The sequence below is a fragment of the Variovorax defluvii genome, assembly GCF_039541515.1.
GTDB lineage: Bacteria > Pseudomonadota > Gammaproteobacteria > Burkholderiales > Burkholderiaceae_C > Variovorax > Variovorax defluvii.
The window spans coordinates 27,715-47,711 of sequence record NZ_BAABGJ010000058.1 but is presented as its reverse complement, the minus strand read 5'-3'; the positions used below and the strand labels follow the sequence as shown (position 1 = coordinate 47,711).

The 19,997-nt window shown below is 68.9% G+C and carries 18 protein-coding genes; 9 read left to right on the top strand and 9 right to left on the bottom strand.

Annotated elements, in window-relative coordinates; genetic code table 11:
- Positions 1-3 precede the first annotated feature (3 nt).
- The 3 genes from ABEA07_RS18080 to ABEA07_RS18070 are packed head-to-tail and all read left to right on the top strand — an operon-like array spanning position 4 to position 2,399.
- A complete protein-coding gene (locus ABEA07_RS18080; protein WP_345539577.1) occupies positions 4-225 on the top strand; it encodes a biotin/lipoyl-binding carrier protein in 222 nt (73 codons plus the stop codon).
- On the top strand, positions 225-950 hold the full coding sequence (locus tag ABEA07_RS18075; RefSeq protein ID WP_345539576.1) for an acetate--CoA ligase family protein: 726 nt from the start codon (positions 225-227) through the stop codon (positions 948-950). The genes ABEA07_RS18080 and ABEA07_RS18075 overlap by 1 nt, the downstream gene beginning before the upstream one ends.
- A 3-nt stretch (positions 951-953) precedes the next feature.
- Positions 954-2,399, top strand: coding sequence for a CoA-binding protein (locus tag ABEA07_RS18070; protein ID WP_345539575.1), 1,446 nt, complete (start codon positions 954-956; stop codon positions 2,397-2,399).
- 2 nt (positions 2,400-2,401) lie between these two features.
- On the opposite strand, the gene ABEA07_RS18065 is transcribed toward ABEA07_RS18070, so the two are convergent.
- The 9 genes from ABEA07_RS18065 to ABEA07_RS18025 are packed head-to-tail and all read right to left on the bottom strand — an operon-like array spanning position 2,402 to position 13,468.
- A complete protein-coding gene (locus tag ABEA07_RS18065) occupies positions 2,402-3,136 on the bottom strand; it encodes an N-acyl homoserine lactonase family protein (RefSeq protein ID WP_345539574.1) in 735 nt (244 codons plus the stop codon).
- Positions 3,133-4,353 carry an MFS transporter gene (locus ABEA07_RS18060; RefSeq protein WP_345539573.1) on the bottom strand — a complete coding sequence of 407 codons (1,221 nt, stop codon included), beginning with the start codon at positions 4,351-4,353 and terminating at the stop codon, positions 3,133-3,135. The genes ABEA07_RS18065 and ABEA07_RS18060 overlap by 4 nt, the downstream gene beginning before the upstream one ends.
- Positions 4,354-4,367: 14 nt before the next feature.
- A complete protein-coding gene (locus ABEA07_RS18055) occupies positions 4,368-5,111 on the bottom strand; it encodes an SDR family NAD(P)-dependent oxidoreductase (RefSeq protein ID WP_345539572.1) in 744 nt (247 codons plus the stop codon).
- 24 nt (positions 5,112-5,135) lie between these two features.
- Positions 5,136-7,178: a hydantoinase/oxoprolinase family protein gene (locus tag ABEA07_RS18050; RefSeq protein ID WP_345539571.1), complete on the bottom strand. Its 2,043-nt coding sequence runs from the start codon at positions 7,176-7,178 to the stop codon at positions 5,136-5,138.
- Complete coding sequence (locus ABEA07_RS18045) at positions 7,175-9,187, bottom strand: hydantoinase B/oxoprolinase family protein (RefSeq protein ID WP_345539570.1); 2,013 nt, start codon at positions 9,185-9,187, stop codon at positions 7,175-7,177. Before ABEA07_RS18045 ends, ABEA07_RS18050 begins: the two co-directional genes overlap by 4 nt.
- A gap of 43 nt (positions 9,188-9,230) precedes the next feature.
- The gene (locus tag ABEA07_RS18040; protein WP_345539569.1) at positions 9,231-10,565 is read right to left on the bottom strand and encodes an aspartate aminotransferase family protein; all 1,335 of its coding nucleotides are present in this window, start codon (positions 10,563-10,565) and stop codon (positions 9,231-9,233) included.
- Positions 10,566-10,587: 22 nt separating this feature from the next.
- Complete coding sequence (locus tag ABEA07_RS18035; RefSeq protein ID WP_345539568.1) at positions 10,588-11,874, bottom strand: TRAP transporter large permease; 1,287 nt, start codon at positions 11,872-11,874, stop codon at positions 10,588-10,590.
- A gap of 13 nt (positions 11,875-11,887) precedes the next feature.
- A complete protein-coding gene (locus ABEA07_RS18030; protein WP_345539567.1) occupies positions 11,888-12,442 on the bottom strand; it encodes a TRAP transporter small permease in 555 nt (184 codons plus the stop codon).
- Between the two features lie 21 nt (positions 12,443-12,463).
- Positions 12,464-13,468 carry a TRAP transporter substrate-binding protein gene (locus ABEA07_RS18025; RefSeq protein ID WP_345539566.1) on the bottom strand — a complete coding sequence of 335 codons (1,005 nt, stop codon included), beginning with the start codon at positions 13,466-13,468 and terminating at the stop codon, positions 12,464-12,466.
- 244 nt (positions 13,469-13,712) lie between these two features.
- On the opposite strand from ABEA07_RS18025, the gene ABEA07_RS18020 reads away from it, so the two are divergent.
- From ABEA07_RS18020 to ABEA07_RS17995, 6 genes are all read left to right on the top strand, one after another.
- Positions 13,713-14,441: a GntR family transcriptional regulator gene (locus ABEA07_RS18020; RefSeq protein WP_345539565.1), complete on the top strand. Its 729-nt coding sequence runs from the start codon at positions 13,713-13,715 to the stop codon at positions 14,439-14,441.
- 101 nt (positions 14,442-14,542) lie between these two features.
- Positions 14,543-15,514 carry a tripartite tricarboxylate transporter substrate binding protein gene (locus ABEA07_RS18015; RefSeq protein ID WP_345539563.1) on the top strand — a complete coding sequence of 324 codons (972 nt, stop codon included), beginning with the start codon at positions 14,543-14,545 and terminating at the stop codon, positions 15,512-15,514.
- Positions 15,515-15,527: 13 nt separating this feature from the next.
- On the top strand, positions 15,528-16,262 hold the full coding sequence (locus ABEA07_RS18010) for a GntR family transcriptional regulator (protein ID WP_345539562.1): 735 nt from the start codon (positions 15,528-15,530) through the stop codon (positions 16,260-16,262).
- Entirely contained in the window at positions 16,259-17,959 is a 1,701-nt protein-coding gene (locus ABEA07_RS18005; protein WP_345539561.1) for a thiamine pyrophosphate-binding protein, read from the top strand. The genes ABEA07_RS18010 and ABEA07_RS18005 overlap by 4 nt, the downstream gene beginning before the upstream one ends.
- Position 17,960: 1 nt before the next feature.
- Positions 17,961-19,577: a GMC family oxidoreductase gene (locus ABEA07_RS18000; RefSeq protein WP_345539560.1), complete on the top strand. Its 1,617-nt coding sequence runs from the start codon at positions 17,961-17,963 to the stop codon at positions 19,575-19,577.
- Positions 19,574-19,960 (top strand): carboxymuconolactone decarboxylase family protein, encoded by a 387-nt coding sequence (locus tag ABEA07_RS17995; RefSeq protein ID WP_345539559.1) that lies wholly within the window; start codon positions 19,574-19,576, stop codon positions 19,958-19,960. The genes ABEA07_RS18000 and ABEA07_RS17995 overlap by 4 nt, the downstream gene beginning before the upstream one ends.
- Positions 19,961-19,997 lie beyond the last annotated feature (37 nt).

The window sequence follows — 19,997 nt, the reverse complement described above, 5'->3', positions numbered from 1 at the left end:
GGAATGGCGCAGACGAACGTGCTTTCGGACATGAACGGGTCCGTGTGGAAGATCATGGTGAGCGAGGGCGATTCGGTCGCCGAGGATGACACGCTCGCGGTGCTCGAATCGATGAAGATGGAAATCCCGGTGCTTGCGCCGGTGAGCGGGACGGTCGAGAAGATCCTCGTCACCGAAGGGCAGCCGATCGCGGAAGGCGCGCCGATCATGAGCCTGAGCAGCTGATGGCCAGCCCGATGCAGGATGAATACGTCGCCACGCTGCGCGCGGCGCGCGCGCAGGGCGCGCATGCGCTCGACGAGCCCGCCGGCAAGACGATCCTGGAGGCAGCGGGCATCCGCGTGCCGCGCTCGGTGGTCGTGAAGGCGGGTGAGGACGTCCGCGCCGCCGCCGCGACGCTGCAGGCGCCGCTGGTGCTCAAGCTGGTGGCCGAGGGCGTTTCGCACAAGAGCGACGTGGGCGGCGTGCGGCTGAACCTGCGTTCGCCCGACGAGGCCGCCTCGACGGCACGGGAGCTCGCGGCCACGCTGCGCTCGCGCGGCATCGAGCCGCAGGCATGGCTGGTGGAGGAGATGGCGCCGCGCGGCACGGAGGTGGTCGTCGGCGGCACGATGGACCCGGAGTTCGGCCCGCTCGTCATGGTGGGCCTGGGCGGCATCTTCGTCGAAGTGCTGAGGGATGTCGCCTTCCGCATCTGCCCGATCACGCGCAGCGATGCGCGTGACATGCTCCAGGAGCTCAAGGGCTCGGCCCTCCTGCACGGCGCGCGCGGCGGTGAAGCCGCGAACGTGGACGCCATCGTCGACGTGCTGATGCGCGTCGGCGGCGAATGCGGCCTTCTCATGCGCGGCGAGGGCGAACTCGCCGAGATCGACATCAACCCGCTGATCGTCTCGCCGGCCGCCGCAGTGGCGGTCGACGCGCGCTTCATCCTGAACGCCAACACCTGACGCATGGCCATCCTCGAAGAATTCGGGCATTTGTTCCGCCCCTCCTGCATCGCCGTCGTCGGCGCATCGGCCACGTCGGTGAGCGGGGGCAACCGCTTCATCCGCCATCTGCGCAACTTCGGCTATGCCGGGCGCGTCGTCCCGATCCACCCCACCGCACCCGAGGTCGAGGGCCTGTCTGCCTGCAAGTCGCTTGCCGACGTGCCGGAGGCCGTCGACTACGCGTATGTGGCGGTGGCCGCCCGCAACGCCCCCGATGTGCTGCGCAGCGGGCGCGGCAAGGTGCGCTTTGCGCAAGTGATGTCCAGCGGCTTCGGCGAGACCGGGGGCGGCGCCTCGCTGGAGCGCGAGCTCGCAGCCGCCGCGCGCGAAGCAGGCGTGCGCCTGATCGGCCCCAATTGCCTGGGTGTGTATTCACCCGCGGGGCGCGTCACCTTCACGGAAAAGACGCAGCCGGAAGCCGGCCCCGTGGGCATCGTGTGCCAGAGCGGCGGGTTGGGCATCGACATCATCCGGCGCGGCCAGAGCCGCGGCCTGCGCTACAGCGGGCTCGTGACCATCGGCAATGCCGCCGACGTGGCCGCTTCGGAGCTGATCGAGTATTTCCTCGAAGACGACAACACGCGCGTGATCGGCCTGTACCTGGAAAGCACGCGCGAGGGCCGCAGGCTGTTCGATGTGCTGCGCCGCGCGAAGGCGCGCAAGCCGGTGGTGCTGCTCAAGGGCGGTCGCACGAGCCAGGGGCAGCGCGCGGCCGCGTCGCACACCGGTGCGCTCGCGGGCAGCCAGCGGGCGTGGGATGCCCTCGGCCGGCAGACCGGCACCCCCATGGTCGACACGCTCGATGAATTCCTCGACGCGCTGGCGACGCTGCAATGTCTTGCGCCGCGCGCCACCGCATCGACTCGCGCCGTGCTCTTCGGCAACGGCGGCGGCACCAGCGTGCTGGGCAGCGACGCGTTCGACCGCGCGGGCTTTTCCATCGCCGCCTTCGATGCGGCGACCTTGCAGCAGCTGGAGGCCTTCGAGCTGCCGGCGGGCTCGTCCGTCGCCAACCCCATCGACGTGCCCGCGGGCGCATTGCAGCAGGACGAAGGCCGCGTGGCCGAACGCATCATCGCCACCGTGGCCGCGAGCAGCCATGCGGACGCGTTGGTGATCCACGTCAACATGACCGTGATCCTGGGCTTCCGACACGTGGACATGCTGGGCAACATCATCCGCGCCGTGCTGCGCGTGCGCGAGTCCGACCGCTCGGGCCTGCACGTCGCGCTGGTGCTTCGCTCCGATGGCGACGCCGAAACGGAGCAGCGCAAGCGCGACTACTGCGCGCAGGCGATGGCCAGCGGCGTGCCCGTCTTCGACGAACTCGCGCAGGCCGCGCGAGGCCTGGCCGCGCTGCGCACGATCGAAGCGCATCGCGCCAGGCTGGCGGCGCCGGCGCATTGATGTCATGCGGGCCGCAGGCTGGGTTCGAGGTCGTGGCCCGTGTAGATCTCCACCGGCTTCAGTTCGCGCACCACCTTGAGCGCGGCGACGGCATCGACCACGTTCACCAGGATGCCGTTGGGCACGAAGTCGGTGAAGTTGCGGTTGAGCGGGATGGCATCGGCGGCGATCACCGCCAGACCGTCCTCGCGCTGCACGGTGACGATCTGCGAGCCCGGCGTATGGCCGCCCACGTGGCGCAGGCGCACGCCGTCGCGAAGGTCGCGCTCGCCGTCGACCGGGTCCACGCGCCCCGAGTCGAGCAGCGCCGTGAGCATCTGCCGATGGCTGAAGAAGCGCGACGTGGCGGGGTGATCGTGCGCCTGCCCTCGGAAGAAGTCGATCTCGCTGCGCTGCACATGGAAGCGCGCATGCTCGAACAGGTCGGCCGATGCCGCATGGTCCCAGTGCAGGTGGCTCAGAACGACGTCGCGAACCTGTTCCACCTCCACCCCTTGTTGGCGCAGCGCGGCGTCGACTCGCACCGTGTCGCGCAAGCCGCGCTTTCGCGCTTCGTCCAGCGGCGGGCCGGTGTCCACCAGGATGCAATCGTCTGCGCGGCGTACCAGCCACGCGCGGTACGCGATCTCCTGCGGGCCCGAGTCTTCGGAGAGATAGAAGAACCACGCCCGGTGCGCGGTGCGGCGGCCCAGCGCGAGCGGTTCGATGCGCCAGTGCGCGCTGGTGCCATTGGTCATTGCGATGTCCTCACGGGGGCGAAATCACGGCGCCGCGCCAGCAGGATGGCGGGCCCCACTGCCGCCAGCGATGCCATCACGAGAAAGGAGGCGTCCCATTGTCCGCCGCGCCAGTCGCGCAGCGCGCCCACGAGCCAAGAGCCCGTGCCCGCGCCGAAGAAGCCCAGCAGGTACAGCTCGGAAAGGCGGCGGCCGGCCTCCCGCGCCGGAAAGATGCCGCGCACCAGCGAGCCGAACGCGGGCAGGTAGCCGCCGAAGCCCAGCCCCATCGCCAGCAGGCCGACCACCAGCGTGGCGGGAGAACCCGACGAAAAAACGATCCATGTGCCGGCCATGTGCAGCAGCGACATGGCGACGATGACGCGGAACACGCCGCCGCGCGCCAGGAACGCGCCGACGCCCAGCCGCGAGAACAGGGTGATGCCGAACAGCGCAGACATCAGCGCGCCCGCCGCGGCAGGCCCCATCCCGACGCCTTCGCCGTACGCGACCATGTGGCTCGCGATGCCGAAGAGCGCGGTGTTCGAGCAGTAGAGCGCCGCGCCCAGCAGGAAGGTGATGCCGCTGCGGTGCGTGGGCCTGGCAGGGCCGTGGCCTCCGTCGGGTGCGGCATGTGAAGGCGGATGCGACGGCAGATAGAACGCGGCAGCGGCGAGCATGCAGCCGGAGCAGATCAGGCCATAGCCTTGCAGCGCGCTGCGCCAGCCGTGGTGCTCCGCCGCGACGCGCAGAAGGGGCGGGATCACGAGGCCGCCCACGCTCTGGCCGCACAGCGCGATGGACACCGCCACGCCGCGATGCTTGTCGAACCAGTGCGAGACCGCTGCGGCCAGCGGGCTGAAGAACGCACCTTGCCCGAGGCCTCCCACGAGCAGGCCGAAGGCGAGCGCCATCTGCCAGAACGAGCTCGCGTGGCTGGCCAGCACCAGGCCTGTCCCCGTCGCGATCGCCGCGGACACCGCGATCGGGAAGAACCCGCGCCGGTCGAGCAGGCGCCCGAGCACGATGGAGCCCAGCCCCGCGCAGGCCATCGCGGCGGTGTGCACCAGCGCCACGCGGCCATGCTCCCAGCCGAAGTCCTGCGCGATCAGGCCGAAGAGGATCGGTACCGACGTGACTGCGCCGAAGCTGAGCGACGCCATCGCCAGCGTGGCGAGCGCCACGGCCCAGCTGTAGGCGGAGTCGACCTGGCGCGCGTTCGGGATCGATGCGAGCAAGCCTGGCGTCCTTCCTAAAGCGCGCGGTGCATGCCGCCGTCGACGTACAGACGCTGCCCGGTCACGTAGCGCGCGCGCTCGGAGGCGAGGAACGTGACGACGTTCGCCACGTCCTCGGGCTCGCCGAAGTAGCCGGCGGGCACACTCGCGCGGATGAAGGCCTCGCGGGCCTCCTCGGTGGGGTACATGCGCTCGTCGATCTGCTCGCTGTGGATGCGCCCCGGCATGATGCAGTTCACCGTCACGCACTGCGCCGCCACTTCGCGCGAAAGGCCCTTGGCCCACGCATGCACGCCGGCCTTCGCGATGTTGGCGCCATTGACCGTAGGCGGCTCGAACGAGCCGGTGATATTGATGATGCGGCCCCAGCGCTGCTGCAGCATCGACGGCAGCACCGCGTGGCCCAGCCGCCGCAGCGACGTGAGGTTCAGCGTGATGGCCTCGTCCCATTCCTCCTCGGTCGACGAGATCGTCAGCGGGCGTGAGCCGCCCGCGTTGTTCACGAGGATGTCCACGCGGCCGAAGGCGTCGAGCACGCGTCCGGCCAGCCCGGCGGGCGCATCGGGCTGCGTGAGATCGGTACAGATGACCATCGGCGCCGCCGCGCCGGTTTCCTCGATCTCGCGGCTCAGGCTCTCCAGAAGCTCCTTGCGGCGCGCGACCACCACCGTCGTGGCGCCTTCCCTGGCCAGTGCCTTCGCAGTGCCGCGTCCGATGCCGGCGCTGGCGCCGGTCACGAGCGCGACCTTCCCCTGCAATCCAAGATCCACCTTGCTTTCCCTTCAATCGTTGTCCAGGCGTGTGTACGTGCACAGCATCGACCCGCTTTCATGCACGCGAATGTCCCAACCCGGCGGCACCACCGAAGTGCCGCCCGCTTCCGTCACCACCGCCGGCCCGCTGAAGCAATGGCCGGCGGGCATGCGTTCGCGCTCGTGGATCGTGCAGTCGACCCATCCGTCGAACCACACCGGCCGGTTGCCGGTGCGCGGCCCGCCCGCCGCTTCCTGCGTGAACCGCAGCTGCGGCTTGTCCACGAGGCCCAGCGATACCAGGCGCAGGTTCACGATCTCCACGTCGGTGTCGCGCGCGGCATAGCCGAAGGTTTCCTCGTGGCGCCTGTCGAATGCTTCGCGCAGCAACGTCCAGTCCTGCGCCGGTTCGTAAGGGACCTGCAGCGTGAACGACTGGCCGCGGTAACGCATGTCGAGGCGGGCGGCGTGCCGCTGCCGCTGGGGCGGCATGCCATCGCGCTCCAGCTGCGCGGCGGCTTCGGCCCGCATCGCACCGATCTGTTCGTCGAGCAACGCCGGCTGCAGCTGCGAAAGACGACCGCCCCACACGCGCACCGAATCGCGGCGCAGATCGGCCAGCATCTGGCCCAGCGCCGAGAGGTGCCCCGGAAAGCGCGGGATCACCACGGTGGAGATTGCGAGCTCCTGCGCCACTTCGAACACGTGCATCGGCCCCGCGCCGCCATAACCCAGGAGCACGAAGTCGCGCGGATCGAAGCCGCGGTGGACCGACACCTCGCGCACCGCGCCGGCCATCTTCGCTGTCGCGACCCGCAGCGCGCGTGCCGCGAGTTCATGCAGGTCGGTCTCGCCGAGCTTGTCAGCCACGGCGCGGAAAGCCTGCTCCGCGAGGTCCAGCCTCAGGCGCAGCCCGCCGCTCAGCAGGTGGTCGGCGGGCAGGCGGCCCAGCAGCAGGTTCGCGTCGGAGATCGTGGGCTCGGTGCCGCCGCGGCCATAGCAGGCCGGCCCGGGCAGTGCGCCCGCGCTGCCCGGGCCGATCTGCAGCGTGCCGTCGGGGCCCACCCACACGAGCGAGCCGCCGCCTGCGCCGATGGCGTGGATATCCAGCTGCGGCATCAGCAGCGGATACGCGTCGACCTGGTTGTCGTAGGACATGCGCGGCTCGAGCTGGTGCACCAGCGCGACGTCGGTGCTGGTGCCGCCCATGTCGAGCGTGATCACGTCCTCGATGCCGAGCATGCGCGCGATCTGCACGGCGCCGTTGACGCCGCCCACGGGCCCGGACAGGAAGGTCCCCGACACGCGGCGCGCGGCCGCGGCCAGCGTCATGGCGCCGCCGTTGGAGCCCATGATGTTCACCGGCGCGGCGACGCCGCGCGCGCGCAGCTCGCCCTGAAGGCGCTCGAGGTACTGCGCCATCATCGGCGTGAGGTACGCATTGAGCACGGCCGTCGATGTGCGTTCGAACTCGCCGCGGGCGCTCACCAGCTGCGCGGACGTGGTGACCGGCATGCCGGGCAGCAGCTGGCGCAGCGCCTGCGCCGCGTGCGCTTCGTTGGCCGCGTTCACGTAGCTGTTCACGAAGGCGATCGCGAGCGTCTCGATGCCGGCCTCACGCAGTGCGCGGGCCAGGGGCGCCGCATCGAAGCCTTCCAGCGAGCGCAGCACCGTGCCGTCGGCCGCCACGCGCTCGGGTGCCTCGAAGCGCAGTTCGCGCGCCACGATCGGCGCGGGCTTCTGCCAATCGAGTTCGAAGAGGCCGCCGATGAGCCGGCGCGCCTTGCCGATCTCCAGCAGGTCGCGAAAGCCCTCGGTGACCAAGAGCGCGGTCGCGGAGCCCTTGCGTTCGAGCAGCCCGTTGGTCGCGATCGTCGTGCCGTGCACGAACGCGCGAATGTCGGCAGGCGAGATGCCCAGCTCCTGCAGCGCATCGAGCACGCCGCGCCATTGCGCGCCGGGCATCGACGGCACCTTCGCCGACATCAGCTTGCAGTCGGTGGGTTCGTAGGCGAGCACGTCGGTGAACGTGCCGCCCACGTCGATGCCGATCAGGTAGCGGGCGCGGCTCATCGGTCAACCTCCTGCGCGGCGGCGCGCACTTCGACGGAATCGCCGTCGCGCAGGCCGAGGATGGCAGTGGCAATGGGGCCGAGCGCGAGCTTGTGCTCCTGCGTATCCTGCGTGCCGACCCACGCGCGCAGGGCGCTGCCCGCGGCGGCGGTGTTCAGCTCGACCAGGTCGCCGGGCGCGATGCGCAGCCGCCTTCGCACGTCGGCCGGCAGGTTGATCGTGCGCCGCGGGCCTTCGAAGGTGTCGGTGCCCGGGGCCACGGCCAGGCGCGTGCGGCCGTCGCGCAGGCCCGCCCGCGTCTCCCGCGTGGCGTCCCGGTCGGGCGTGCCGTCGGCCGCGAGCTCCACGCCGTACCGCGCACGCGCCTGCTGCGGCGAGAGGTAGCCCCGATGCACGTCCGCGGCGACGAGGGCGGCGTCGCGCCCGAGCGGGTCGCCCCAGCCGCCACCGCCTGCGGATTCGATGCGCACGATGTCGCCGGCCTGCAGGATGAAGCCGCCGACCTTGCCGGGAATCGACGAAGGCTCGATGACTTCGGTTCCGCGGAGGACGACGAAGCGGTTGCACGCGCCGCTGCCGCCGCCGGCCACGCCGTAGGGCGGGATGATGTTCTTGTCCGACAGCACCGAGAGGCTCGCACCGCCCGCCAGCACCTTCAGGTCGCGGCGGATGCCGCAGCCGCCGCGGTGTTCGCCCACGCCGCCCGAGCCTTCGCGGATGCCGTAGGCAGCCACCTGCACGGGAGCCTGCGCTTCGAGCACCTCGGCGCCCCATACCGCGTTGAAGTCGCCGTCGGGCCAGGCGCGGGTGCCGTGGTTGCCGTCGGTGTTCGCCGTCGCGCCCGTGCCGCCGGCCGGGTATTCGTAGAGCAGGAACATGTCGCCCGCGTCGGTGCGGCCGGAGATGTACACGTGATTGGCGCCGCCCTTGAGATCGCCGGCGCGCCGCTGCGGCATCGCCTGGCCGAGAGCGGAAACGAGCACCGACACCATCACGGCGCGGCACTCCACCATCCCGCCGCAGGGCGCGGGCAGCGTCGCGTTGAGGAAGCTTCCGGGCGGGTTGATGATCTGGAGCGGCTCGAACGAGCCGTGGTTCACCGGCGAATGCGGGTCGAGGAAAGACTTGACGGTCAGCGCGAGCGCGTTGAAGGCCATCGCAGGGCCCACGTTGGTCGGGCCCGCCGTCTGCGGCGACGAACCGCTGAAGTCCGCGATCACGCGGTCCTCCTCGATGGTGAGCTTCAGCCGCGCGATGAGCGGCTCGTTCTCGTGGCCGTTGTTGTCGAGGTAACCCTCGGCGTAATAAATGCCGTCGGGCACGGCCGCGATGCGCTCGCGCATCACCCGCTCGGCGCGCTTCATCAGCTCGCCGATCGAGCCTTCGATCGCTGCCGCGCCGAAGCGGCGGTACAGGCGCTGCACGTGCTCGGCCGCCTTGCGCGACGTGCCGAGCATGGTGCGGAAATCGCCCTCGCGCTCCTGGCGGATGCGCATGTTCGCGAACAGCAGCTCGAGGAAGGCCTCGTTCATGCGGCCGCGCTCGCAGATGCGCGTGGGCACGATGCGCATGCCTTCCTGGTAGATGTCGCGCACACGGCCCGAAAGGCTGCCCGGCGTCATGCCGCCGACGTCGCCCCAGTGGCAGCGCGCGGCGGCGAACATCACGAGCCGGCCTTCATGGAAGACGGGATACAGCATCAGCACGTCGTTCAGGTGCGTGCCGCCCGTATACGGGTCGTTGTGCAGGAAGATGTCCCCTTCCTGGATGTCGCCCGCGAAGGCCTCCAGCACGCGCGCGGTGGAGTAGGGCACCGCGAAGATGTGCAGGGGGTTGTCGTCCAGCCCCTGCGCCACCAGCTTCCCGTCGGCGCTCAGCAGCGCGCAGGAGAAGTCGTGGCCCTCGTAGATGATCGACGAGTACGAGCTGTGGATGATGTTCGCGCGCATCTCGTTGACGACGGCGACCAGCGACTCGCGCACCAGTTCCACATGCTTGTTCGTGCTCATGGCGATGAGCCCGGCGCGAAAGCCGGGCGGTGGTGGGTTGGCGTCAGGTGCACACGATGCGGCCCGCGTCGAGCAGGTCCTGCACCGCGCCCTCGAAGGCTTCGAGCGTCGGCGGAACGTCCTCGTCGCGATGCGCGAGCGAGGTCATGCCGCCTGTGAAGGACATGTTGTCCACGCCGCGCCTGCGCAGGCCGTTCGTGTAAATGTCCAACGAATCGCGGTTCAGACTGCCGCGAATCGCGGCCGGGGAAATCGACGCGAGCGAACCGCGCCGCGCACCCTTGGCGAAGTACACCGTGAAGGTGGACGACTCACCGTACACCAGCGCGTCCACGCCGAGTTCATCGATCATCTGCTGCATGCCGGCGCGCAGCTGCTTCGCGACGCTGTCGGCCTGCCGCTGCGGCTCGCCGGTGCGGATCACCTTCAGCGCCGCGACGGCGGCGGCGCTCACGATCGGGCTGGCGTTGTACGTGCCCTTGTGCGCGACGGCGGGCTTGTAGCGCTTGTACTCGACGTTCGGGTCCAGCAGCCGCATGATCTCCGCCTTGCCGCCGACAGCGCCGCCGGGCATGCCGCCGGCAACGATCTTGGCCATGGTCGTCATGTCGGGCGTGATGCCCAGAAGCTTCTGCTTGCCGCCGGGGCTCCAGCGGAAACCGGTGATCACCTCGTCGAAGATCAGCACGCAGCCGTAGCGGTCGGCCAGCTTGCGCAGGTCCCGCAGAAAGTCGTCGCTGATCGGGACGCTCCCCCAGTTCGCGCCGGACACCTCGCAGATGATCGTGCCGATGGCGGGGTCGGCCTTGAGCATTTCCTCGACGCGGTTGGCGTCCTGCGGGGCGACGGCGGCCGTCGAGCGCAGTTCATCCGGGATGCCCAGGCTAGGCCATTCGTCGAAGGGCGCCTTCATCCCGAGCAGCACGCCGTCGTGCCAGCCGTGGAAGTGGCCCTCGAAGCGCAGGAGCTTGGGCTTGCCGGTGTAGGCGCGCGCGGTGCGGATGGCGAGCAACGTCGATTCCGTGCCGGACGCGGTGAAGCGCACGCGCTCGGCGGAAGGAATGAGTTCCTGTACGAGCTCGGCCCATTCGATCTCCAGCGGATGCACGGTGGCAAAGAAGGTGCCCAGTTCCATCTGCGCCTGCACGGCCTTCACGACGTCGGGATGCGAATGCCCGAGCATCATCGCGCCGCTGCCCACCGCGTAGTCGATGTACTCGCGGCCTTCCACGTCCCACTTGCGCGCGCCCTTGGCCCGCGCGAAGTAGGTGGGATGCGGCGGCAGGAAGCGACCATCGTGCGACACGCCGCCGGGCATGGCCTTGAGCGCGCGTTCCCAGAGTTGGGCGGAGCCGGAAGAGGCCAGTTCGCCATTCATGCCTGCTACTCCTGGACGAAGGTCAGTATGTGAGTTCCATCGCCTGCGGAAGGGCGGTGGAGAACCACGGGACGAAGATGACCACCGCGAGCCCCGCGAGCAGCAGGAGCAGGAAGGGGATCAGCGGCTTGATCATCTGGTCCATGCGCACCTTGCCGACGCTGCAGGCAACGAGCACCGCGAGGCCGGTGGGCGGCACGAAAAGGCCGATGCCCGATGCGAGCACGACGACCGTGAGCCAGTGGACGATGTCGATGCCCAGCGAGCGCACGACGGGCAGCAGGATGGGCACGAAGATCAGCACGGCCGGCGCGCCTTCGAGCACGGCGCCGACGAACACGAAGATGATGGCCGTGATGACGAGCACGCCCCAGGCGGGAATCTCGGCCGCCTTCATCCAGCTCGCGACGGCCTGCGGCACGCCTTCGGTCGCCAGCAGGTAGCCGAAGATCATCGCGAAGCCCATCAGCATGGTGATGACGCCCGTGGACACGCAGGTTTCCACCAGCGCGTCGTAGATGCGCCGCCAGCTCAGGCGCCGGTAGACGAGGCCGCCCACGACCAGCGAATAGAGGACGGCGATCGCGGCCATCTCGGTGACCGTTGCCACGCCGGCACGGATGCCGCCGAAGATGAGGATCGGCACGCCCAGCGCGAGCAGCGCGTTCCAAAAGCCCTTGGCGACTTCGGCGAACGAGGCCTTCTCGCCGGCGGGCCGATTGTGGATGCGCGCCTGGACGTGCAGGAACGCCAGCATCATCGCGCCGATCAGGATGGACGGAACGATCCCCGCAGCGAACACGGCGACGACCGAGGTGTTGGCCACTGCGGCGACGATGACCATCAGGATGCAGGGCGGGATCAGGATCGCGAAGGCGCACGACGAGCCGATGACCGAGAGGCTGTACGGACGCGAATAGCCTTCCTTCTCCAGCGGCTCGAGCGTCATCGCGGACATCGCCGACACGTCGGCGACGGTGGAGCCGGAGATGCCCGACTGCAGCATCGTCGAGCCCACGACCACCATGGGCAGGCCGCCGCGGAAGCGCCCCAGCAGCGTCTGCGCGAAGCGGACCAGCTTTTCGGAGATGCCGCCTTGCTCCATGATCGTTCCCGCGAAGATGAACAGCGGGATGGCCAGGAGCACGAACGAGTCGACGCCCATCAACGTGCGGTGCACGATGAGGTTGTAGGGCAGCTGCCCGTGGAAGAACAGCGCCACGAGCGACGAGATGCCCATGGCGAAGCTGATCGGGATGCCGACCAGCACGAGCAGGATGAAGGCGAGGGTGAGGACGATGATGGTCATGCGGGACGCTCCGTCACTCGGCCCGCATCATTTCCGCCTCGATGTGGGAGACGGGAATGCGCCCTTGGAGGGTGTCGATGAAGTTGGCGAGCGCGTAGATGATCATCAGCACGCCGCCCGCGAGGGCGCTGCCGTACATCCACGCGATGGTGATGTCGAGCGCCGGCATGCGCTGCATCATGGAAAAGCCCACCGTGACCCACGCTTCCCAGGTGAAGAACATCGAGAAGGCAAGCACGATGAAGTCCTGGACCATCGCCACGGCAAGCCGCCCGCGCCGCGGCAGCTTGTTGACGAGCCAGTCCACGCCCACGTTCGCGCGATGGCGCACGGCGATCGCGAAACCCACGAGCACGATCCATGCGAAGAGCAGGCGCGCGAGTTCGTCCGACCATGGCAGGCCCACGTCGATGGCGTAGCGGCTGACGACCGAGATCACGAGGAAGAGCACGAGCAGCCCCAGTGTCGCCGCGCTCAGGCACTCGGGGATGAAGAGGGCGAGCTTGAGGATGCGGGAAGGCCGGCGCGCCTCGCGCGCCGGCTGCATCTCTCCGATCGGGATGGCCATGTCAGTCGATTGCACCGTGGGTCAACCCTTCGACTGGCTGTCCAGGACCATCTTCAGCAGGTCCTTGTCGACCTTGCCTTCGAATTCCTTCCACACGGCGCGGCCCGTCTCGCGCCACTGCTTCATTTCCTGCTCGTCCGGCGCGTACGTCTGCACGCCCAGCTTCGCGGCATACGCACGGGCCTTGTCGGTCAGCTCCTGATCGATCTTGTTGCCGTAGTCCTCGGCTTCCTTCGCGGAATCCATGACCGCCTTCTGCACGTTCGGCGGCAGCTTGTCGAAGCGGTCCTTGCGCATGGCGAGCGTCTGGATGCCGATGACCGCGCGGTTGCGCGTGGCGTACTTCAGCACCTCGTAGTGCTTGGCGGTGGCCAGCCACGTGGGCATCACGAATTCGCCGTCGACCACGCCCGAACTGAGGGCGTTGTAGACCTCGGCCCAGTCGATGGCGGTGGGGATCGCGCCCCAGTGGCGGAACATCGCGATCTCGACCGGCGACGCCGTCGTTCGGAACTTCAGGCCCTTCAGGTCGGCGGGCGTCTTGATGGCGCGACGGTTGTTCACGATGTCGCGGAAGCCGCCGTTGTCCAGGATCATGAGCAGCTTGAAGCCGTCCTTCTCGAAGCGCTTGCGGATCTCTTCGCCCACCTGGCCGTGCATCACGCGCTTGAACGCGGCCTCGTCGTTGATGACGTAGGGCAGGTCCATGAAGATCAGCGTGCGCGTGAAGGCCGCCCAATTGGCGTTGGATGCGCCGCCGAAGTCGATGGCACCGTTCACGACGGCCTCCAGCGAGGTGCGCTCGTTGTAGAGCGAGCCCGCCAGGTGGACTTCGACCTTCGCCGCGCCGTTGCTCTTCTGTTCGACAAGCTGGCCGAATTTCTGCATCGCCATGCCGATCGCCTGGTCGGCCGTCGCGCCATGAGCGAGCTTGAGGGTCATGCCCTGTGCGAACGCGGGCGCGCTCATGGCGAGGCTCGCCGCGGCCGCCGCGGAGAGCACGAGTTTCAGGAATCCAGCTTTCATGTGATGTCTCCAGGGGAAAGCGCGTTTGACAAGGCCTGCGGGTCGCACCCGTTTCGCGGACGCGGCGAGCCTGCCGGCGAAAAGCCAAACCCTTGCTGCCCGCGTCGCCCGCTGGGTATGATCCGCGCCGTTCGGCGGGAATGCGGGCCCAGGGCCGCAGGCATCTGGTTTTTGACTAACTGTCGACATTTTGAAGATTCGCGCACGCCGCGGCATACAGGGTTTTCCTTGAGGGAGATCGTTCTTGCGTGACCGTTTTTCACCCGCACCGCTGACTTTGACCCTGCCCCTGCAGATAGCCGACCGCATGGCCGAGGCGATCGTGGACGAGCGATTCGCGCCGGGCGAGCGGCTGAAGGAAGTCGAATTGGCCGCCAGCTTCGACGTCAGCCGCGCGACGATCCGCGAGGCTTTGCGGATCCTGGAGCGGCGCGGTCTGGTCGTCATCGTCCCGCAGCACGGCGCGCAGGTCGCCAAGCTGTCGCGCCAGGAGCTGGAGGACATGTTCGACATCCGCGTGATGCTGCTGGGCCTTGCGTCGCGCACGCTCGCGCGGCGCATCACGCCCGAGAAGGAAAGGCAACTTCAGGCGGGCCTCGCGCGGCTTGTCGCTGCGAAGGAGAACGCCGACGCCTACTTCCACGTGAGCGCGGAAATGGCCCTGCTCGTCGCCGACCTGGCCGGCAATGCGCTGCTGAGCGAGCAGCTTCGCTCGTTCGCGCAGCACATCGGCCGCTACGCGCGGCTGGGCTTCATCACGTCTGCGCGGCGCGAGCAGTCGCTTCGCAATTGGCGCAAGCTGATCAAGGCCATCGCCTCGGGCGACGACGCGACCGCCGAGGCGCTGCACCGGACCATGTCCCAGGAGAACCGGGTCGCTGCGCTGGCGGCCCTCGACCAGCGGGCGGCCGAGGAGGCGGTGGCGCGCGAGAGCCAGGCGCCGGCAGGCCCGCCATCCGCGCGGCGCGCCTGAGGCAGTCCTTCATAGCATCCAATCCCGCGGCGAGTGCTTGACGTCCCGCGGCGTGCGTCGCTAGAATTTGTCGACATTTCGTCAATCAGACAAACTAGCTCGTGAACAATCGACGCAGAACCCTGCTGCTGGCCGCGGCCGCCGCGGCCTTGCCCGCGCCTTTCCTCCATGCCCAGCCGTCCGGCGGCAAAACAGTGCGCATCGTGGTGCCTTTCTCCGCCGGTGCGCTGACGGACATCATTGCCCGCATCTACGCCGAGAAGCTCACGCCGCTGGTCGGCGAGCCGGTCATCGTGGACAACAAGCCCGGCGGTGGCGGCGTCACCGCGTCGCAGTACCTGCTCACGCAGCCGGCGGACGGCAAGACACTCCTCTTCGTCTCGTCCGCGCACGCGGTGAACCCGGCGCTGCGCAGCAAGCTGCCTTACGACACCGAAAAGGACTTCGCGGGTCTTGCGCTGATCGCCAAGTCGCCGAGCGTCGTGGCGGTGCCCGGCGACCACCCCGCCCAGACGCTGGAGGACCTGATCCGCATGGGCAAGCAGAAGCCCGGCTCGCTCACCTACGGCAGCGCGGGCGTGGGCGCCGCCACGCACCTGGCCGGCGAATACTTCCGCACCGAGGCGGGCCTGCAGATGGTGCACGTGCCTTACAAGGGCGTGCAGGAGGCGGTGAGCGCGGTGGCGGGCAAGCAGCTCGACCTGGCTTTCCCGCCGATCGCCCTTGCGCTCCCGCTCATCAGGGCGGGCCGCATCCGCGCGCTGGCGGTGACGAGCCCGCAACGCGTTCCCACGATGGCCGATACGCCCACCGTGGCCGAGAAGGGCTACCCTGGTTTCGACTCGAGCATCTGGTATGCGCTCGTCGCGCACGGCGCCACGCCGAAGCCCGCGATGGAGTCGCTCGCGCAGGCCGTGCTCAAGGTGTCCGCGATGCCCGATGTGGCCGAAAAGCTTCGCTCCCAGGGCCTTGTGCAGGAAAAGCTGACGCTCGCCGAGTTCGACCGGTTCATCGCCACGGAGGTCCGCACGCTTGGCAAGCTGGTGCGGGACAGCGGCATCACCCCCGAGTGACGCGGTTGCCCCGATGCCACTGACGACGCCCCAGCCGCTCCTGCACACGCTGCCTCTTCAGGTGGCGGAGCATCTCGGGGCGCGCATCATCGAAGGCGCGCATGCGCCGGGCAGCCGCCTGCGCGAGATCGAGCTGGCCGAGTCTTTCGACGTGAGCCGCGCGACGATCCGCGAGGCGCTGCGCCTGTTGGAGCAGCGTGGCCTCGTGCGCATCCTGCCGCAGCGCGGCGCGCACGTGACGCAGCTTTCGGCCAAGGAGCTGGACGACCTTTTCGAGGTGCGGGCCTCGCTGCTGGCCACCGGCTCGCGCATCGTCGCGGAGCGTTGCACCGCGGCGGAGGCGGCCACGTTGCGTTCCGTGCTCGAACGCCTGCGCCAGTGCGTGGACGACGTGAACAGCTACTCCCGCACCAGTGCGGAGCTCGTGCACATCCTCGTCCACATGTCCGGCAACGAGGTGCTCGCCAGTTATTGCGACGACTTCGCGCTGCGCATCGGCCGCTACGCGCGCATGGGCCTGATGACGGCCGCGCGCAGGCGCCGCTCCATCTCGATCTGGTCGAAGCTCATCTCGGCGATCACGCACCGCGACGGCGCAGCCGCCGCGGCGCTGCATGCGCAGCTGTCGCTCGAGAACCGCACGGCGGCGCTCGACGAATTCAAGAAATCCCAGGCCGGCGGGCAGCAACCCCCCAGCCCCCCTGTTCGGGGCCCGAGAAAGCCCCTTTCCACGGAGTACGCAACATGACAAGAATGACTGGTGGCCAGGCCGTCGTCGAATCCCTGAAGGCGGAGGGCGTGTCGCACGTTTTCGGCCTCATCGGCTCGGCCGGCATGGAGATCTTCGATGCGCTGTTCGACGCGAAGTCGGTGCGCTTCATCGGCGTGCGCGACGAGCGCACCGGCGTGCACATGGCCGACGGGTATGCACGCGCATCGGGCCAGGCCGGAGTGTTCCTCGCAGGCCAGAACGGCCCCGGCGCGACCAACCTGGTGACCGGCCTCGCGCAGGCCTACGCGGCCTATTCGCCCGTGGTGGCGCTCGCGGGCTCGCTGTCTTCCGCGCACATCCACCGCGACGCTTTCCAGGAGGTAGACCAGCAGTCGCTCTTCAAGCCGATCACCAAGCGCACGATGATGCTCACGCAGACGGCGCGCGTCCCCGAGATGGTGCGCGAGGCCTTCCGCGTCGCGATGAGTCCGCGCCGCGGGCCCGTGCTGGTCAACCTGCCGCGCGACCTGCTCGCCGACACCGCCGAATTCGCAGAGATGCCGTCCACGCGCGGCCGGCAGTTCGAAGGCGGCTTCACCGGATCGCGCGATCTGCTGGAGCAGGCCGCGAAGCTGCTCAAGGGCGCGAAGCGCCCGCTGATCCTCGCCGGCGGCGGCGTGAAGAATTCGCGCGTGCACGAAACCGTGATCGCGCTGGCCGAGGCGCTGCAGGCGCCGATCGCGATGTCGCCGGGCCACGGCGATGCGATCCCGTGCACGCACCGCCTTTACGCGGGCCAGGTCGGGCCCCGCGGCAATGCCGTGGCCTCCGACCTGGCGAAGCGCGCCGATGTGATCCTCGCGCTCGGCACGCGCCTGGGCTTCAACACGACGTTCTATTCGTACGACAACCTGAACAAGGACGCGAAGATCATCCAGGTCGAAGCCGAGCCGACCGCGATCGGCCGCTTCTTCCCCGTGGAGGTGGGCGTCGTCGGCATGGCCGGCGAAGTCTCGACGGACCTGCGCGTGCTGCTGCAGGGCCACGCGCCTGGCAATGAAACGCGCGACTGGTGCGAAGCCTTCGTTCAGGCGCGCAAGGCCTTCCTCGAAAAGCGGGATGCCGACGCGGGCGAAGGCAGCGATCCGCTGCAGCCGGGTTTTCTCTTCAAGACGCTGCGTGACGTTCTGCCGGACGACGCGATGTACACGATGGATGCCGGCACGCTGTGCCTGCAGGCCACCGACAACATGCGCTATGCGCAGACGCCCGCGCTCTTCACGCCGCTCGATTTCGGGCTGGTCGGTTTCTCCTATGCGTGCGGCCTGGGGGTGAAGCTCGCGCAGCCGAACCGCACCGTGATCAGCTTGATGGGCGACGGCGGCTTCGGCATGGCGCACAGCGAGATCGGCACGGCCGTGGAAAACGGCATCAACACCGTGTGCATCGTGATGAACAACGGCTGCTGGGGCGCGGAGAAGGCCTACCAGCGCGACTTCTTCGGCCAGCGCTACATCGGCGCGGACGTGCCGAACCCGCCGTACGACAAGCTGGCCGAGCTCTGGGGCGCGCGCGGTTTCCGCGTGGACCGCGCGGCTGATCTCGCGAAGACGGTCGCCGAGGCGGTCGCTTGCGGCAAGCCGGCGGTCGTCGACGTGAAGGTGGACCCGGCGGCGCTCTACAGCTTCCGTCGCGATTCGTTCAAGCACAGGGCACAGGACAACAAGGGTTGAAGTGGAGCAATTCGATTTCATCGTGGTCGGCGCAGGCTCGGCCGGATGCGCGGCGGCCAGCCGCCTGACCGAGAACGGGCGCCACCGCGTGCTGCTGCTGGAGGGCGGCGGGCCGGACCGCAACGTGTGGATTCACGTGCCGCTGGGCGTGGGCAAGCTGCTCACGAACGACCGCTATGCGTGGAGGTTCGAGACCGAGCCGCAGACCACGCTGCAGGGCCAGCGCGTCTACTGGCCGCGCGGCAAGGTGCTGGGCGGATCGAGCGCGCTCAATGGCATGGCGTACGTCTGGGGCGATCCCGAAGAATACGACCGCTGGGCGCGGATGGGCGTCACCGGCTGGTCGTTCAGGGAACTGCTGCCGTACTTCAAGCGCCTCGAAAGCAACGTGTTCACGCACAACCCGCTGCGCGGGCGGGACGGGCCGGTGCGCATCACCGACCGCGGCGTGGCCGACAGGGACCGCATCTCCGATGCGTGGGTCGAGGCGTGCCGCGAACTCGGCATCGCCGAGACGCCCGACTACAACGCCGTGAAGTACGAAGGGGTGCGCTACCTGGAGCAGACGGCGTGGAAGGGGCGGCGCTGGAGCGCGGCCGTCGCTTACCTGCGCGAGGCGCGCAAGCGCCCGAACCTCGACATCCGCACGGGCGCGCTGGTGCGGCGCGTCGTGCTGGAAGGCACTCGCTGCGTGGGCGTGGAATACGAGCTGGACGGACAGGTGCGCGTGGCGCGCGCCGGGCGCGAAACGGTACTGTGCGCGGGCGCGGTGCAGTCGCCGCAGCTGCTGGAGCTCTCTGGCATCGGCGATCCCGGCGTGTTGCAGGCTGCGGGCATCCAGCCGCGGCATGCGCTGCGGCATGTGGGCGAGAACATCAGCGACCACCTGCAGGTGCGCTGCACTTACCGCAGCCGCATCCCGGGCACCATCAACGACATCATGCGAAGCCCGCTCTACAGGATGCGGGTGGGGCTGCAATACATCTTCACGCGCAAGGGCCTGATGGCCGGCACGTCGTCGACCGCGCACGCGATCACGCGCGCGCAGCCGGGCGCGCAGCGCCCCGACGTGATGGTGCGCATCTACCACATCAGCGGCAAAGACCGCTACTCGCGAAGCCCCGGCGCGGGGATCGACCCGTGGTCCGGCTTTTCCATCGGCGGCTTCATGCTGTACCCGCAGTCGCGCGGCAGCATCCACGCGGTGTCGGCGGACCCGCGCGCTTTTCCGAGCATCCAGCCGAACTACCTGGCGGAAGAGGAAGACAGGCAGACGGCCGTGAACATGCTGCGCCTGATCCGCGACATCGCGAAGCAGCCCGCGTTGCACGACGTGATCGCCGAGGAGCACCGGCCGGGCCCCGCGACGGATGGCTACGAGGAACTGCTCGACTACGCGCGCGGATCCGGCCAGACCGCCTGGCATACCGTGGGGTCGTGCCGCATGGGGCGGTCCGCCGACGATTCCGTTCTCGACTCGAAGTTGCGCGTGCACGGCATCGCGGGACTGCGCGTGGCGGATGCATCGGTGATGCCCACCATCGCATCGTCGAACACCAATGCGCCCGCGATCATGATCGGCGAGCGCGCCGCCGACTTCCTTCAGGAGGAACAATGAAAGAGCAGATCCCCACGCCGAATTGCGAAGACCACATCGCGCGAGGCGACTGGAATCCGTTGTGGGACCAACTGCGCGAACTGGACCCGCAGTTCATGGAGGCCTACCTCGCCTTCCGGAGCGTGCCGCACAAGACGGGCCCACTGCCGCAGAAGACGAAGGAGTTGATCATGATCGCCATCAATGCGGCCACGACGCACCTTTATGGCCCGGGTGTGCGGCGACACATGAAGAACGCGCTGCGCGCCGGGGCCACGCGCGACGAGATCCTCGAGACGATCCAGCTGACGACCGTCATGGGCATTCACTCGTGCAATCTCGCCGTGCCGATTCTCATGGAGGAGGTGGCGAGCTTCGAGAACGAGCAGGCGGCCCTGCCGTAGCGGCCGCCCGTCGTCCAGATTGCTGCTCGACGGCAGC

Bases quoted from the DNA above. Each gene is read 5' to 3' on its own strand.
- ABEA07_RS18035 (WP_345539568.1), bottom strand. From the start codon at position 11,874: ATGACCATCATCGTCCTCACCCTCGCCTTCATCCTGCTCGTGCTGGTC.
- ABEA07_RS18050 (WP_345539571.1), bottom strand. From the start codon at position 7,178: ATGAGCCGCGCCCGCTACCTGATCGGCATCGACGTGGGCGGCACGTTC.
- ABEA07_RS18025 (WP_345539566.1), bottom strand. From the start codon at position 13,468: ATGAAAGCTGGATTCCTGAAACTCGTGCTCTCCGCGGCGGCCGCGGCG.
- ABEA07_RS17995 (WP_345539559.1), top strand. From the start codon at position 19,574: ATGAAAGAGCAGATCCCCACGCCGAATTGCGAAGACCACATCGCGCGA.
- ABEA07_RS18010 (WP_345539562.1), top strand. From the start codon at position 15,528: ATGCCACTGACGACGCCCCAGCCGCTCCTGCACACGCTGCCTCTTCAG.
- ABEA07_RS18075 (WP_345539576.1), top strand. From the start codon at position 225: ATGGCCAGCCCGATGCAGGATGAATACGTCGCCACGCTGCGCGCGGCG.
- ABEA07_RS18030 (WP_345539567.1), bottom strand. From the start codon at position 12,442: ATGGCCATCCCGATCGGAGAGATGCAGCCGGCGCGCGAGGCGCGCCGG.
- ABEA07_RS18070 (WP_345539575.1), top strand. From the start codon at position 954: ATGGCCATCCTCGAAGAATTCGGGCATTTGTTCCGCCCCTCCTGCATC.
- ABEA07_RS18045 (WP_345539570.1), bottom strand. From the start codon at position 9,187: ATGAGCACGAACAAGCATGTGGAACTGGTGCGCGAGTCGCTGGTCGCC.
- ABEA07_RS18065 (WP_345539574.1), bottom strand. From the start codon at position 3,136: ATGACCAATGGCACCAGCGCGCACTGGCGCATCGAACCGCTCGCGCTG.
- ABEA07_RS18005 (WP_345539561.1), top strand. From the start codon at position 16,259: ATGACAAGAATGACTGGTGGCCAGGCCGTCGTCGAATCCCTGAAGGCG.
- ABEA07_RS18040 (WP_345539569.1), bottom strand. From the start codon at position 10,565: ATGAATGGCGAACTGGCCTCTTCCGGCTCCGCCCAACTCTGGGAACGC.
- ABEA07_RS18080 (WP_345539577.1), top strand. From the start codon at position 4: ATGGCGCAGACGAACGTGCTTTCGGACATGAACGGGTCCGTGTGGAAG.